The 13,240-nt window shown below is 50.7% G+C and carries 18 protein-coding genes; 3 read left to right on the top strand and 15 right to left on the bottom strand.

Annotated features, from left to right (window positions below; all coding sequences use genetic code 11):
* The 13 genes from ACZ483_RS03600 to ACZ483_RS03540 are packed head-to-tail and all read right to left on the bottom strand — an operon-like array spanning position 1 to position 8,952.
* Positions 1–759, bottom strand: coding sequence for an alpha/beta fold hydrolase (locus tag ACZ483_RS03600; RefSeq protein WP_464324810.1), 759 nt, complete (start codon positions 757–759; stop codon positions 1–3).
* A 1-nt stretch (position 760) separates the two neighbouring features.
* Entirely contained in the window at positions 761–1,399 is a 639-nt protein-coding gene (gene ispD, locus ACZ483_RS03595) for a 2-C-methyl-D-erythritol 4-phosphate cytidylyltransferase (RefSeq protein ID WP_464324809.1), read from the bottom strand.
* Entirely contained in the window at positions 1,396–1,758 is a 363-nt protein-coding gene (locus ACZ483_RS03590) for a hypothetical protein (RefSeq protein ID WP_464324808.1), read from the bottom strand. Before ACZ483_RS03590 ends, ispD begins: the two co-directional genes overlap by 4 nt.
* A 29-nt stretch (positions 1,759–1,787) precedes the next feature.
* Positions 1,788–3,083 (bottom strand): APC family permease, encoded by a 1,296-nt coding sequence (locus ACZ483_RS03585; protein ID WP_464324807.1) that lies wholly within the window; start codon positions 3,081–3,083, stop codon positions 1,788–1,790.
* Entirely contained in the window at positions 3,080–4,510 is a 1,431-nt protein-coding gene (locus ACZ483_RS03580; protein WP_464324806.1) for an aldehyde dehydrogenase family protein, read from the bottom strand. The genes ACZ483_RS03585 and ACZ483_RS03580 overlap by 4 nt, the downstream gene beginning before the upstream one ends.
* A 16-nt stretch (positions 4,511–4,526) precedes the next feature.
* Positions 4,527–4,862, bottom strand: a complete 336-nt coding sequence (gene yajC, locus ACZ483_RS03575) for a preprotein translocase subunit YajC (RefSeq protein WP_464324805.1) — start codon at positions 4,860–4,862, stop codon at positions 4,527–4,529.
* 1 nt (position 4,863) lies between these two features.
* Positions 4,864–5,787 carry a DNA-methyltransferase gene (locus ACZ483_RS03570; protein ID WP_464324804.1) on the bottom strand — a complete coding sequence of 308 codons (924 nt, stop codon included), beginning with the start codon at positions 5,785–5,787 and terminating at the stop codon, positions 4,864–4,866.
* The gene (locus ACZ483_RS03565) at positions 5,787–6,824 is read right to left on the bottom strand and encodes a geranylgeranyl reductase family protein (RefSeq protein ID WP_464324803.1); all 1,038 of its coding nucleotides are present in this window, start codon (positions 6,822–6,824) and stop codon (positions 5,787–5,789) included. Before ACZ483_RS03565 ends, ACZ483_RS03570 begins: the two co-directional genes overlap by 1 nt.
* Positions 6,821–7,105: an HU family DNA-binding protein gene (locus ACZ483_RS03560; protein WP_464324802.1), complete on the bottom strand. Its 285-nt coding sequence runs from the start codon at positions 7,103–7,105 to the stop codon at positions 6,821–6,823. The genes ACZ483_RS03565 and ACZ483_RS03560 overlap by 4 nt, the downstream gene beginning before the upstream one ends.
* Entirely contained in the window at positions 7,071–7,541 is a 471-nt protein-coding gene (gene lptA / locus ACZ483_RS03555; protein WP_464324801.1) for a lipopolysaccharide transport periplasmic protein LptA, read from the bottom strand. Before lptA ends, ACZ483_RS03560 begins: the two co-directional genes overlap by 35 nt.
* The gene (locus tag ACZ483_RS03550; RefSeq protein WP_464324800.1) at positions 7,531–8,028 is read right to left on the bottom strand and encodes a hypothetical protein; all 498 of its coding nucleotides are present in this window, start codon (positions 8,026–8,028) and stop codon (positions 7,531–7,533) included. The genes lptA and ACZ483_RS03550 overlap by 11 nt, the downstream gene beginning before the upstream one ends.
* The gene (locus tag ACZ483_RS03545; RefSeq protein ID WP_464324799.1) at positions 8,025–8,540 is read right to left on the bottom strand and encodes a KdsC family phosphatase; all 516 of its coding nucleotides are present in this window, start codon (positions 8,538–8,540) and stop codon (positions 8,025–8,027) included. Before ACZ483_RS03545 ends, ACZ483_RS03550 begins: the two co-directional genes overlap by 4 nt.
* Position 8,541: 1 nt before the next feature.
* Positions 8,542–8,952: a thioredoxin family protein gene (locus tag ACZ483_RS03540; RefSeq protein WP_464324798.1), complete on the bottom strand. Its 411-nt coding sequence runs from the start codon at positions 8,950–8,952 to the stop codon at positions 8,542–8,544.
* A 36-nt stretch (positions 8,953–8,988) separates the two neighbouring features.
* Between ACZ483_RS03540 and ACZ483_RS03535 the strand changes: the two genes are divergently transcribed.
* The 3 genes from ACZ483_RS03535 to ACZ483_RS03525 are packed head-to-tail and all read left to right on the top strand — an operon-like array spanning position 8,989 to position 10,708.
* Positions 8,989–9,339: a hypothetical protein gene (locus ACZ483_RS03535; protein WP_464324797.1), complete on the top strand. Its 351-nt coding sequence runs from the start codon at positions 8,989–8,991 to the stop codon at positions 9,337–9,339.
* Positions 9,336–10,091 carry a dihydroorotate dehydrogenase electron transfer subunit gene (locus tag ACZ483_RS03530; protein WP_464324796.1) on the top strand — a complete coding sequence of 252 codons (756 nt, stop codon included), beginning with the start codon at positions 9,336–9,338 and terminating at the stop codon, positions 10,089–10,091. The genes ACZ483_RS03535 and ACZ483_RS03530 overlap by 4 nt, the downstream gene beginning before the upstream one ends.
* Positions 10,091–10,708 carry a riboflavin synthase gene (locus ACZ483_RS03525; RefSeq protein ID WP_464324795.1) on the top strand — a complete coding sequence of 206 codons (618 nt, stop codon included), beginning with the start codon at positions 10,091–10,093 and terminating at the stop codon, positions 10,706–10,708. The genes ACZ483_RS03530 and ACZ483_RS03525 overlap by 1 nt, the downstream gene beginning before the upstream one ends.
* On the opposite strand, the gene accC is transcribed toward ACZ483_RS03525, so the two are convergent.
* On the bottom strand, positions 10,705–12,039 hold the full coding sequence (gene accC / locus ACZ483_RS03520; RefSeq protein ID WP_464324794.1) for an acetyl-CoA carboxylase biotin carboxylase subunit: 1,335 nt from the start codon (positions 12,037–12,039) through the stop codon (positions 10,705–10,707). The genes ACZ483_RS03525 and accC overlap by 4 nt on opposite strands.
* Positions 12,040–13,098, bottom strand: a complete 1,059-nt coding sequence (locus ACZ483_RS03515) for a DegT/DnrJ/EryC1/StrS family aminotransferase (RefSeq protein ID WP_464324793.1) — start codon at positions 13,096–13,098, stop codon at positions 12,040–12,042. It lies immediately after the preceding gene.
* Positions 13,099–13,240 lie beyond the last annotated feature (142 nt).

Here is a 13,240-nt window from a genome sequence, read left to right as displayed (position 1 = left end):
TCAGAAGAACTTCCTCAGAAAGTCAAGTAAAGCCGAGTTGAATCCCTCCGGATTCTCGAAGGGTGGCAGGTGTGCAGAGTTCTCAAGCTCCACATAGGCACTCCCTTCTATACCCTCCGCTATCTTCCTGACTATTTCCGGAGGAGTTACCCTATCGTCGTCCGCACCCGCCACCACAAGGGTGGAAACGTTTATCTCCTTAAGTAGGTCGGTGTTGTTCGGTCTCTCAGCGAGAGCTTTGAGAGTCTTCACTATTCCTTCAACCGTTGCCTTTTCCATCATGCATCTGAGAGCGTTCATCTTCTTGGGATCTTTCTTCGTCGCTGGTGAGGTCTGGTTCTCAAGCATCATATCTATCAGAAAGTCTTTCCCCTCCCTCTTCACTCTTCCGATAAGGTTGTACCTCGCCTTCTTTCCCTCCTCCGTCTCTCCCTCTGCACGGGTCGCAACGAAGACAAAACCCTCCACCAGATCCCTGTACCTCCTCCATAGGTCAAACATTATGTATCCACCCATACTATCGCCAACGGGTATGACCTTTTCCACTCCGAGGGAGTCCAGTCTGCTAACTACAAAGTCCGTGAGCCTCTCTACGCTCACCTCTCCCCTCGGAGGGGGTTCCTCTCCGAAACCTGGGTAGTCAAGGGCGACGTAAGGTATCTTCTCCCCCTCGAGAGCAGAGAACTGATGAAGAAACATATCCTTGTTCAGAGGAAAAGCGTGCAGGAAGAGAACCGCCTTCGGGATGTAGCTTTTCATCTCACACCTCCTTGGAAAGGAGCTTCTCTATCATCGGTATGTCTTCCCTGTAGGTGAGCTTCACGTTCCAGTATGAACCCATTACAACCCCCACTTTGTAGCCGTATCTCTCCAAGAGGCTCGCGTCATCGGTGCCGTAAAAGCCCTCGTTTCTCGCTCTGAAGTGGCACTCCAAAAGGATCTTCCTCTTGAAACCCTGGGGAGTTTGGGAGAGCCATATATGGGAGCGGTCTATGGTTCTGAGGACGCTCTCGTGGGAAACCTCCTTCAAAGTGTCCCTCGAAGGGACCGCCACTATCTTCCCGTCGTAATCTCCCAAGTTGGAGACCTCCCTGAACATCTCTTCAGTCGCTAAGGGTCTCGCCGCATCGTGGATTACGACGATCTCCGCCTCGGTCTCGAGGATCCCGTTCAGAACCGAGTCCTGCCGTTCCTTCCCACCCTCCACCTTCTTAACCCCCTGCGGGACGGGAACCCTGTGGATGACGTCCTTAGGAAGGACGAGGATAACCTCGTCAAAGAGCTTTAGAGCCTTCTCCACCGAGTACATAAATAGGGGCTTACCGTGGATCTCTATAAACTGCTTCCTCAGTCCGAGCCTCTTACCTTCACCCGCCGCAAGTATAACGCAGGCTTTCATACTTCCTCTCTCATCCTCTCTATCCTCGAAATAATAAGATCGCTAAAGCCTTCTTCCTCTTTCGTAACTATCTTTAGACTCTCCCCCGCATCGAAGACATAGCCGTAGAGTTTGAGTCCCTTCACGTCCGCCTCGAGAGCTTCCCTCGTTGTTCTGTCGAGGAACTTCTTGACGCTCTCCTTCTCTGTAAGATCAACCTCCTGTTCAGAAACCTCCATCTCCTCCTCTTCAAACTCTCCGCTCTGAGGAACAAAAACTACGTAAACCGTAACCTCCTCATCCTTGGGAAAATCGGGATCATCTATCATCAATTTGAAGAGTTCTTCTACCTTCGCTCTCATCTGGTGTCTTATGCTCATCCTCTTACCTCCTCGACCGAGTTAATATCTTAACCCACCGACCTCTCGGAGAAGCTCCGCCTTGTTATCCTCTTATACACAAACTCAAAGATCAAGGAAAGGAGGAAGATCATCAAGGAGGTGAAGAAGGCTTTTCTCTGAGTGTTGTACTGATATATGAGAAGGCTAAGGATAACGGAGCTAACAACAACGAAGCTCAGAACTATCAAAGACCTGCTTCCCTTCGTAACCGGAGCGAGCCTGTAGTGGGAGTAGATTACGAAGAGGTATATGACGAGGAAAACGAAGCTTATAAGGGAAGCTATCCCCTCAAGGTTGAAGAAGAGAGCAAAGAGAAGTCCCAGTCCTGCGGTTATGTAGAGACCCTCTATGCCTCCGAACCAGATCTTTCTCTCGAAGTGCTGAGGGAGTTCACCCTTCTTGGCGAGGGCGTAGGCAACGTTGGCTCCTCCGTAGAGAGTGGCGTTTATGGCTGAGGCTGTCGAGAAGAGAGCTCCTACGGCTACGAAGGTGAAACCTATCTCCCCGAGAAAGGGCTTCGCTGCTTCCGCCAAAGCGTACTCCTTAGCTTCTATCAGTCCCTCCGTTCCGAGATTGCCCTGAGCCACCACGGCGATGGAGACGTAAATGACGGAAACGATAACAAGGCTGAGGTATATGGCTCTCGGAACGTTCCTCTCCGGATTCTCCATGTTCTCAGAGGCGTTGGTGATCAGACCGAAACCCATATAGGTCAGGAATATAACGGAGCTCGCGAATAAGGTGTGTCTCAGACTCACCGGATCGAGAGAGGGACATAAGAGATCCGGCTTTACACTCCACACACCGAAGACTACGAAGGTGCCTAAGACTGACAGCTTGGCGAGAACTATGAAGAACTCCGCTCTGCCGACCGCTTTGGAGCCGAAGAAGTTGAGGGCGGTAAAGAAGGTTATGACGAGCGTCTCTATAAGAGCCACCCCAAGAGCGGTTAAAGGGAGTCTCAGAAGGGCGAGAAGGTATCCCGCAAAGGCTTTGGCAAAGAGTGATATGGATATGACGTAGCTGAGCCACATTAAGATGCTGAGTGTCCCGGTAAGAACGTTGTCCCCTATCCCTCTTATGATGAACTCTATCGGTCCTGCGTTGGAGACAAAAGCGGAGCCAAGCTTCGCGTAGGAGTAGGCCACGAGGTAAGCAACGAGTCCCGCGACAATAAAAGCTAAAGGGAGGTTGCTACCTGCTATCTTCGCTCCCACCCCCAAGATGGAGAATATCCCCGCTCCTATCATGGTCCCCACGGCGATGGAGACCGCCTCCCAGAGGGAGAGCTTTCTGTCCTTCATGTGAGATCAAATATCACCGTCTTTATCTCTGTGTAGTCCTCAACGGCGAACTTGGGTCCCTCCCTCCCTATCCCGGAGTTCTTGAAGCCTCCGTAAGGCTGATGGTCAACCCTGAAGGTGGGTCCCTCGTTTATCAGAACTCCTCCCACCTCCGTCTTCCTTATGAACTCCCACGCCACCTTTATATCGTTGGTAAACACTCCGAGCTGGAGACCGTACTCCGAATCGTTCACCATACTTATCGCCTCCTCCACCTCCCTGTAGGGATCTACCACTACGACCGGAGCGAAGGCTTCCTCTTTAAAGAGCTTAGTCTCTGGAGGAACCAAGGAGACTATCGTAGGCTCGAAGAGTGCAGTCCTTTCCGCCACGGGAGTTCCTCCGAACTCCACCTTTGCGCCTTTGTTGACCGCCTCGTCTATCCACTCCCTTATTCTCAAAACGTCCCCCTCCGATATGAGGGGTCCTACGTCCGTGCTCTCGTCCATCGGGTCTCCGACTTTGAGGCCCTTAACCCTATCTTTGAGCTTTTCCACGAACTTCTCAAAGATCTCCTCGTGAACAAAGACCCTCTGAACGGAAATGCAGACCTGACCGGCTATAGCGTAGCCTCCCAGAACCGCCTTTTCCACCGCCTTCTCTATGTTCCCGTCCTTGTGAACTACGATAGCGGAGTTGGAACCGAGCTCAAGGACCACTCGCTTTATCCCTACCTGACGGGTTATTATCTCTCCCACCTTCCTGCTACCTGTGAAGGATACCACCCTCACGTCGGGGTGGGTAGTCATAGCCTTCCCCACGTCTCCGTATCCGGGGATTATGGATAGGGCTTTAGGGGGAAGGCCCGCCTCCAAGAGGATCTCACCGAGCATCAGAGGGGTCAAGGGTGTCCTCTCTGAAGGCTTGAGCACGACCGCGTTCCCGCAGGCTAAGGCGGGTGCTACTTTGTGCATGGAGAGGTTGAGGGGGAAGTTGAAGGGTGTTATAGCGGAGACTATACCGACGGGAACCCTTACGTAGAAGCCTACCTTTCCGACACCGTTGGGATGGGCGTCTACGGGGAAGGTCTCGCCGTTTATCCTCTTCGCCTCCTCGGCGGAGAATATGAGGGTCTGGATCGCCCTGGCTACCTCCGTTCTCGCCTCTCGGATTGTCTTTCCTACCTCAAGAACGAGGGTTTTTGCAAACTCCTCCGCCCTCTTTTTAAGGAGTTCCGCCGCCTTCATGAGTATCTCATACCTTTGGTAGGCTGTCAGGGAGGAGATTTCTTTAAAACCCTCCTTGGCAAGCTCTATAGCCCTGTTTACGTCCTCCTCGGTTCCCTGAGCTACTTTGCCGATCACCTCACCGGTGTAGGGATAAACGACCTCTATCTTCTGGGGGCTGTCCTTCCACTCGCCTCCTACGAGCATCCCCTTCTCAACCATGGCAAAACCTCCACGGTTACTCCTTCCCCTCCTTCTTTTTCTCATACTCGGGCTGGAAACCGATCACAGCCTCCTTGGAGAAGGTTATCTTGGTGTTGGCGTCCACCTTGAGGGTGATCGTCCTGTCCCCTATCTCCACGACTGTTCCCCAGATACCGGCGGAGGTGATGACCTTGTCCCCCTTCTTAAGGCTCTCTATTAGCTTCCTGTGCCTTTCCCTTTCCTTCTTCTGGGGTCTTATGATGAGGAAGTAGAAGATTGCGAAGATCCCCACAAGGAAGAGGATCTGAAAGAGAATGGCTCCCGTCGGGCTCGTCGGATGTTGTCCCTGAGCAAAGGCGATGTCTATCATTTCATTCCTCCTTAAAGTTTATGAGCTTGCCCTGAGATTGTAGAACTTTTGCCTCGGCTATACGCTTATTGGCAAGTTTAACATATTCTTCGTTGATCTCGTAGCCTACGAAGTGCCTTCCCGTCTTTATACAGGCTATAGCGGTCTGTCCGCTTCCCATAAAAGGGTCAAGAACGATCTCATCTTTGAAGGTATATAGCTGTATGCACCTGTAGGGCAGTTCCACAGGAAAGGGAGCTGGATGTCCTACCTTTTTGGCGGAGACTGCGGGAAAGTTCCATACGCTCTTGGTAAATTCTAAGAACTCCTCTCTGCTTATGGTGCTGATCCTGTTTTCCGGATTTTCTCTTTTAAAGGTGTCCTTTGAGAAGACAAGTATGTACTCGTGAACGTCTCTCAGTGTCGGGTTCTTTGCGGACAACCAACTTCCCCAAGCTGTAGAAGGACTCGCACTCGAACCCTTGTCCCAGATAATTTCACCCCTCATTAGAAAGCCTATCTCAAGCATGTCCTCAACTATGAAAGCGTGGAGAGGTATGTAAGGTTTTCTACCGAGGTTTGCTACGTTTATACATGCCCTACCACCAGGAACGAGAACCCTATAAACCTCCCTCCACACCCTTTTGAGAAACTCCCTGTACTCCTGAAGCGTCATATCCCGATCGTACTCCTTCCCCACGTTGTAAGGAGGAGAGGTTACCATCAGATGACCGCTGTTATCCGGGAGTTCGGACATATCCTCACTCGATTTACAGAGGATTCTGTCAAGATAAGCGGGGTCTATCTTGTTTTCTACATACTTAACCTTCCTCTCGGTCGGCAGTCCTTCGTAGAGTCTGCTTGAGTAGAATTCGGAAGAGTCGTGATTTATCTTACCCGGAGTTCCGAACCTGCTCGTCTTAGTTCCAGTTCTAATGGGATTCATCAATCCTCCTTCCAGTATTCTTCAAAGGCTATCCAAGTTCTTGGGATTATATACTCAAGGTTGTCCCAAGACTTCATATATTTTATCCTCTTGCGTGCCGCACGATTGAGGGAACTCCCGAAGAGCTCCATGCACTCCTCCCCGTAATCTTCAAGACTCCCTTCCAAGATAGCCTCTCCCGCCATTGCTCCCGTATAAACCGCATTGGCTATTCCACCTCCGGTTATTGGATGACAGAAGCCTCCCGAGTCTCCGACCAGCAGGACGTTATCCCTCACCGGATTCTTAACACCCTCGGCGGGTATCCAGCCTCCCGTCCTTCCAAGTATCCTCTCCGATACCAGACCCTCTACCACGACCTCACTAACAAATCTCTTCAGGCTCTCCATCACGTTTATCGGATATTCGGGATCTATCCCCACTCCTACGTTGGCGACATCACCCTTCGGAAAGACCCACCCGTAACCGCCGGGTATGTAATCCCTGAAGTAGATGAGTAGGTCTCCGAGCTTTACCTTCAGAGGCATAGTGAACTGGGCGGTTGTCAAAAAGCTCGTAGTGTGCTCTCCAGTGAGCTTTGATACCTTAGAGCGGGGTCCGTCAGCACCGATTATGACCTTTGCCTCCACCGAGTATCTTTCCCTTGTGTCTATGTGTTCAAGCCATACCTTACCGTCCTCAAAACCCAAGAACCTTGTCCTGAGCCTCAGTTCCGCTCCGTTTTCAACCGCCAGCTTTGTTATTCCCGCGTCGAACCTCTCCCTGTGGAGGACAAAACCCTCCGAGCTCATAGAGACCTGCTCTCCCCAAGGGGTGAAGTGAAGCATGTCCTTGACCTCTTGAGCTATCACCTCTGAAGGAAAGAATTCAGGAAACCTGTGTTTTAGTTGGAGGGGGACGAACTCCGCACACTGGACCGGGACACCTGGTGCCCTTTTTATATCAACAAGAAGAACCTTAGCCCCTTCCTTGGAGAGTGTGTAGGCGGCGGTAGAACCTCCCGGACCCGCTCCGACAACGAGAACATCGTACTTCATTTACCTTTAGAATTTAGGTGGTTCTTCAGAAGTTTGCCCATCTTGAAGGTAGGTATGTACCTCTCCTTTACAAAGATCTCAACGCCGGTTCTCGGATCCCTAACGAACCTCGAAGGCTTCTTCTTCACCTTAAAGGTTCCAAGACCTCTGATCTCCACCTTCTCTCCCCTCGTAAGAGCCTCCGCCATAGCCTGAAAGACCTGATCCACTATTAACCTCGCTTTTCTCTGAGGCAGACCTTTTCTCTTAGCGATCTCCTTGGTCAGGTCCGACTTTTTCATTCTTTTCCTCCTCTATGTATATGGTTCTGACCCTCTTATCTCCACCTTTCGCTTGGAGGGTCTGATTTCTTCTATCATACAATATCTCTTCTGCCTCTAAGACGTTTTTCTCTTCCTCTACCTTTGCCCCTCCCTTCAGGATTATGGTCTCAGTCCTAAGGTCGTACTCGGCGTAGTCGGCAGTAGCCTTTCTCTTGGGTTCGGTATAGAGAACATTGCCTTCAGCTATAAGTTTAAGGGGCTTTCCGGTCTCATCGAGCAGTATCGTGACCTTATCCGCCTGAAGAACGGACTCACCCCTCGTTAGTCTGACTTTACCCTTGTACACTATCTTATCTTTCTTAAATTCCAGCTTCTGAGCCTCCCCGGTGATAGGCTGACAGAGCGCCGAGATACAGAAGATAAGTATTGTGAGAAGAAGGAGATCAAACCTCATGCTTGGTCCTCACTCTGCCTATTATAACTCGCAAGGGCTTCAGATAAGCCTTAAAGCCTTTTCCTTCTATGTAGTTCATGCCTCTCCATACTTGAACATAACTCTTTCCAGAGAGCAAGTTTTTATTAAAGTCCACGACAGCCTCGTCCGTTCTAACAAAAAGTGCTTCCCCTCTTATCTCGACGTTACCCTTCAGTATTCCCTTGTTCTTTTCCCTCTGGAAGGTTATGGAGTCCGCCCTCACCTTATAACCGCTCTTTGAGCTGAGAAGAACATCCAGCAGGTAGAGTTCCTTTCCAAAGGAGATAAGCTCCCTTCCCTTAACTTCCCACTCTTCTCCGCCCTTCCCGAAAACCTTTATGCTTATGTTCCTCGCTATGCTCTTTTCCTGAACGTAAACCTTGGACTCTTTACGAAGCTCTTCTATGTATGCAAGGGAGCTAAGAACAAGGAGCAGAAACGATACGTGCAGGAGGAGAAACCTCATCCATTATATTTTTTCACAGGCTTCCCACCTCGGAGTGTGAGTATAAGATCCACCACCTCCCTGACCGCACCCTTTCCTCCCTCTTTCATCGTCACGTAGACGGCGTACCTCTTCACCTCCTCGGAGGCACCTCTAACTGCAACAGGGAAACCTACCCTTTTCAACACGGGTATGTCAACGAGGTCGTCACCTATGAAACCCACCTCCTCCGCCGATATCCCGTTCCTGCTAAGGATATCCTTGAGTATCCCGTCCTTCTCAAACCTCCCCATGAATATTTCATCCACACCCAGCTCAAGGAGTCTGTTTCTCAGAGCCTCAGACTCTCTACCTGAGATCACGCCGGTTTTTATCCCTGCTCTCTGTAAAAGCTTTATTCCGAGCCCGTCCTGAACGTTGAAGACCTTTATTCTCTCTCCCTCCTCCGTGTAGTAGAGCCTTCCATCGGTAAGAACTCCGTCCACGTCCATAAGAAGTAACTTTAGCCTCCTCACCCTCTCCCTTAAGCTCAAATCAGCAACTCCTCACCTTTGCCTTACTGCAAGCCTGTTTTAAGAGCTTTGCAAACTCGTCCGCCTCGTGCATTCCGAATATCTGGAATATGACCTTATCTCTCATCGGATCGTAGAAGAGGAACGAGGGAGTCCCCACCGCTCTGAACCTTCTGTCAAGATCCTCCGGTATCTCGTCCACATCTATGGGGACAACTACAAACCCTTTATCCATAAGATCCGCAATCTCCGGTTCAATAAAGACGACCTCCTCCATATACTTGCAGTAGGTACAACCCACCTCGTAGAAGTAGATCATTACAAGTTTGCCTTCCCTTTTAGCTACCTCTACACCCTTCTTAAAGTCCGGATACCACTCGGAGGAAAGGGATAGACCGAGAAATACTATGAGAAAGGCTAAAACCGCCCTCATGAATTTATAAAATAGCCTGCTATATTAAATAATGCTATGATCTTTGAACGAGCTAAGGGACTGGTAAGGAAGGTATCCTTAGAACTCGTCTATGAGGTGGTGGACGAGAGAACTAAGGAGATATTGGAGAGGATAGAAAAGCTTAAAAGGCAGGGGGAGGAGGACTTCAGGCATTTGAACCAGAAGATGGATACCCACGTCAGTCAGCTCAGACAGGAAATAAGACAGGTAGATGAGAAGATAGATAATCAGATCGGTCAGGTAAGGCAGGAGATAAACCAACTCCGTCAGGAGATCAACCAGCTAAGGCAGGAAATAGGTCAGGTAAACCAGAGACTCGACACCATTATACAAATGATGGTGGAGGTTCTTAGAGAGAAAAGATGAACGACATAACTGCCAAGATAACCGAAAACACCCACCTCTCCGGAAGGCTCTGGTTAATGAGACTGAAAGCTCCCCAAATAGCTCCGCGGGTCAAGGGAGGACACTTTTTGATGATGGAGGTTTCCAAGACATACGACCCTATGGGGAGGAGAGCCTTTGCGGTCGGCGATGTGAGGGATGATGAACTTCTGATCTTCTACGATGTGGTCGGGAGAGGGACGAAGCTAATGAGTGAGATGAAAATTGGAGAGGAGGTAAGGATCTTCGGACCTCTCGGCAAGAGGCTTTTCGACTACGAGGGGAATAAGCACCTGCTTATAGGCGGAGGGGTGGGGCTGGCGGGTCTCACCCTCTTCGGAAAGGAGCTCAGAGAGATGGGGAAGGAGGTAGTGTTCGTTTACGGAGCCCGGTCCGCCGAACATCTCGGAATGCTCGACTGGCTAAGAGAGGAAGGCTTTAACTATATCCTCTTTACCGACGACGGGAGTGCGGGGAGAAAGGGGCTTGTCACCGAGGTTCTCAAAGAGTTCGAAAGCTCTTGGAAGGTCTCCGCCTGTGGGCCCAAACCCATGTTGAAGGCTCTATTAAAACTCTCAAAGGAAACGGGACACGAGCTCTACATGTCCCTCGAGGAGAGGATGGCCTGCGGATGGGGCGTATGCCTTGGGTGCGTTGTGAAGGACACAGAGGGTAAGTTCAAGAGGGTGTGCTATGAGGGTCCCGTCTTCGAAGCCCGGGAGGTTCTACTCTGATGTTCACGGGTCTTGTAGAGGATATCGGAGAAGTTATAGATCTAAGAAGGACCTCCTCCGGAGGTGTTCTGAAGGTAAGAACTAAGCTCGGGGACATAAAGATAGGAGACAGCGTGGCAGTGAACGGAGCCTGCCTCACGGTGGTGGAGGTTAAGGGAAACGAAGTTGGCTTCGAGCTATCTCCAGAAACACTTCTGAGGACAAACCTCGGCATGTTAAAGAGGGGGGAGTTCGTGAACTTGGAGAGAGCCCTCAGAGCTGACTCGAGGCTCGGAGGTCATCTCGTCCTCGGGCACGTGGACTTTACCGCCAAGATATTGAGCTTCAGGAACTCGGGAGATCACAGGGAGCTTAAGGTTGAAATACCCTCCAACCAACGAGTTTACTTTGTTGAGAAGGGTTCTGTAGCTATTGATGGGATAAGCCTTACTGTAAACTACGTGGATAGTAACTCGATCTCCATAAACGTGATCCCGCACACTTACAAAAGCACTAATCTAAGGTTTCGCAGACCGGGAGATGAGGTGAACGTGGAGGTGGACATAATAGGAAAGTACGTTATCAACTACATGAAGAGGGGGCAGGATCTTGAAGAGAAGCTAAATGAACTTTTCTAAACCATCATCTCCTCTACAAAGCCTATGTGATGCCTGCCCTCTTTGAACTCCTTAGTCTTCAAAACCCTCTCGTGGAACTCCTTATTTGTCTTCAATCCCTCTCCGGAGATTATGAACTCCCTTAAAGCCCTGAGGCCCCTCTTGATCGCTTCGTTCCTCGTCTCGCCCCAGACTATAAGCTTAGCAAGTAGGGAGTCGTAGTAAGGCGGCACCTCGTAGCCGGCGTAGATGTGGGTATCGACCCTCACACCCATACCCCCGGGTAGAACGAGCTCCTCTATCTTCCCCGGAGCGGGTAGAAAGGTTACGGGATCCTCAGCGTTTATTCGAAACTCTATGGCGTATCCCCTCCTCTGAACCTTTCCTATTCTGAGCCTCTGTCCGTCAGCGATCTTTATCTGCCACTTCACTATGTCCACCCCCGTGATCATCTCTGTAACGGGGTGCTCTACCTGTATCCTTCCGTTCATCTCCATGAAGTAAAAGTTCCCGTCTTCGTCCATCAAAAACTCGACCGTTCCCGCTCCCTCGTAGCCTATCTCCCTGCAGAATTCAATCACCGCCTCCTCTATCTCCTTCCTCTTCCTGTCGTCCACCGACACGCTCGGAGCTTCCTCTATCAGCTTTTGGTGTCTCCTCTGGATAGAACACTCCCTTTCCCCCAAGACCGCCACGTTGCCGTGGGAGTCGGCGAGGACCTGAAACTCTATATGTTTGGGGTTTATTATGAACTTCTCCACGTAAACCCTTCCGTCTCCGAAGGAGAGTTCCGCCTCCTGAACCGCAACGGGAAACTTCTCCCTCAGCTCCTTCTCGTTCATGACTATCCTTATCCCCCTTCCTCCTCCTCCCGCAGAAGCCTTGAGAACCACGGGATAACCTATCTCGCTCGCTACCTCAAGCGCCTTCTCTAAATCGGTCGCTCCGTTGCTTCCCGGAACGAGGGGTATTCCTACCCTTCCCGCTATCTCCTTAGTCCTTATCTTGTCCCCTATCAGCTCGAGGGTCTGGGGTGAAGGTCCTATGAACTTAACACCACTCTTGGAAACTATTTCGGCAAACTTGGGGTTTTCTGCCAAGAAGCCGTATCCGGGATAGACGGCGTCAGCTCCGGAAACTTCTACCGCGGACATTATAGTGGGAACGTCCAGATAGCTCTTGGAGGGCTCCGGAGGACCTATGCAGATAGCCTCGTCCGCAAGCTTGACGTGAAGAGAGTCCTTATCCGCTTCGGAGTAAACAGCGATCGTCCTTATGCCGAGTTCACGGCAGGCTCTTATAGCCCTTACTGCTATCTCTCCCCTGTTAGCTATCAGAACCTTTCTGAACATCTAAGAGACTATCTTACCAGAGGAAACGGCGCTCAAAACGTTCTCGATGATATAGTCAACCTGCTCGTCGGTCAGGTAGGGGTGCACCGGAATGGAGAAGACCTCTTTCCTGAACCTCTCCGCACTCGGGGTGGGGAAATGCTCAGAGTTCCTGAGTTCATGCAGAAGGTAGGTGTAGTAAACTCTGCCGTCTATCCCTTTAACCTTGAGCTCTTCCACGATCCTATCCCTCTCGGAATGCCTGAGCGTGTAAAGGTGGTAAACGTGGAAGCTCTGAGGTCTCTCCCTTGGGATCTCAAAGTGTTCTCTGAAAGCCTCCGAGTATCTCTTGGCTATATCCTTCCTCCTTTCGTTCCTCTCAGGTAGCTTTCTGAGTTGAATCGTTCCGATAGCCGCCTGAAACTCCGTTATCCTCACGTTGAAAGCGGGATGATCTCCGAAGTCTATCCAGCTCCTTATTTTCTTAGCTATAACCTCGTCGTTCGTGGTGAGAGCTCCCCCCTCTCCCATGGGAACGTTCTTAGAAGCGTAGAAGCTGAAAGCTCCTATGTGTCCCCACGCTCCCGCTCTCCTTCCCTTGAGCTCCGCCCCGTGCGCCTGAGCGGCGTCCTCTACCACGTAGAAGCCGTATCTATCCGATAGATCCATTATCCCTTCCATGTCTGCCATTCCGCCGTAGAGATGGACGGGCATGACAACCTTAGGTTTGTATTTCCTCACGGCATCCTCGAGCTGGTTGAGATCCATGGTGTAGAACTCGTCCACATCGACGACGACGGGCTCCCCTCCCGCAAGATAGACGGCGTCTATGGTAGCCATAAAGCTCATCGCCGGGACTATAACTTTCTCTCCCTTTTCTATTCCGAGGGCCTTTAGGGCTATGAAGAGGGCTACAGTTCCGGAGCAGACTGTGAAGCAGTGCTCGACCCCTACGAAGCGGGCGAACTCTTCCTGAAAGGTTTGAGTCCACTTCCCGCGGGTTATCTGGTGGCTCTCTATGATCTCGATGACAGCCTCTTTCTCTTCCTCAGAAAATACCGGCTCGATAATCCTTATCATGGCTTGAATGAGATATTATAGGGCATTATATTTTCCCCCATGAAGTTTGTAAACCTGCCTGTCGAAGTCCGCTGGGAAGAGGATACCTTCTAATTCAGGGAGCTTTTGCTCAAGGAGACACACCCGAAGAAGCTCAATACTC

It is taken from the genome of Hydrogenivirga okinawensis (assembly GCF_055385515.1).
The sequence above is the reverse complement of the archived record's forward strand: the minus strand, read 5'-3'. Positions and strand labels throughout refer to the sequence as shown.

Coding starts and splice junctions, on each gene's coding strand:
- ACZ483_RS03600 (WP_464324810.1), bottom strand. CDS start 759: ATGAAAAGCTACATCCCGAAGGCGGTTCTCTTCCTGCACGCTTTTCCT.
- ispD (WP_464324809.1), bottom strand. CDS start 1,399: ATGAAAGCCTGCGTTATACTTGCGGCGGGTGAAGGTAAGAGGCTCGGA.
- ACZ483_RS03590 (WP_464324808.1), bottom strand. CDS start 1,758: ATGAGCATAAGACACCAGATGAGAGCGAAGGTAGAAGAACTCTTCAAA.
- ACZ483_RS03585 (WP_464324807.1), bottom strand. CDS start 3,083: ATGAAGGACAGAAAGCTCTCCCTCTGGGAGGCGGTCTCCATCGCCGTG.
- ACZ483_RS03580 (WP_464324806.1), bottom strand. CDS start 4,510: ATGGTTGAGAAGGGGATGCTCGTAGGAGGCGAGTGGAAGGACAGCCCC.
- yajC (WP_464324805.1), bottom strand. CDS start 4,862: ATGATAGACATCGCCTTTGCTCAGGGACAACATCCGACGAGCCCGACG.
- ACZ483_RS03570 (WP_464324804.1), bottom strand. CDS start 5,787: ATGAATCCCATTAGAACTGGAACTAAGACGAGCAGGTTCGGAACTCCG.
- ACZ483_RS03565 (WP_464324803.1), bottom strand. CDS start 6,824: ATGAAGTACGATGTTCTCGTTGTCGGAGCGGGTCCGGGAGGTTCTACC.
- ACZ483_RS03560 (WP_464324802.1), bottom strand. CDS start 7,105: ATGAAAAAGTCGGACCTGACCAAGGAGATCGCTAAGAGAAAAGGTCTG.
- lptA (WP_464324801.1), bottom strand. CDS start 7,541: ATGAGGTTTGATCTCCTTCTTCTCACAATACTTATCTTCTGTATCTCG.
- ACZ483_RS03550 (WP_464324800.1), bottom strand. CDS start 8,028: ATGAGGTTTCTCCTCCTGCACGTATCGTTTCTGCTCCTTGTTCTTAGC.
- ACZ483_RS03540 (WP_464324798.1), bottom strand. CDS start 8,952: ATGAGGGCGGTTTTAGCCTTTCTCATAGTATTTCTCGGTCTATCCCTT.
- ACZ483_RS03535 (WP_464324797.1), top strand. CDS start 8,989: ATGATCTTTGAACGAGCTAAGGGACTGGTAAGGAAGGTATCCTTAGAA.
- ACZ483_RS03530 (WP_464324796.1), top strand. CDS start 9,336: ATGAACGACATAACTGCCAAGATAACCGAAAACACCCACCTCTCCGGA.
- ACZ483_RS03525 (WP_464324795.1), top strand. CDS start 10,091: ATGTTCACGGGTCTTGTAGAGGATATCGGAGAAGTTATAGATCTAAGA.
- accC (WP_464324794.1), bottom strand. CDS start 12,039: ATGTTCAGAAAGGTTCTGATAGCTAACAGGGGAGAGATAGCAGTAAGG.
- ACZ483_RS03515 (WP_464324793.1), bottom strand. CDS start 13,098: ATGATAAGGATTATCGAGCCGGTATTTTCTGAGGAAGAGAAAGAGGCT.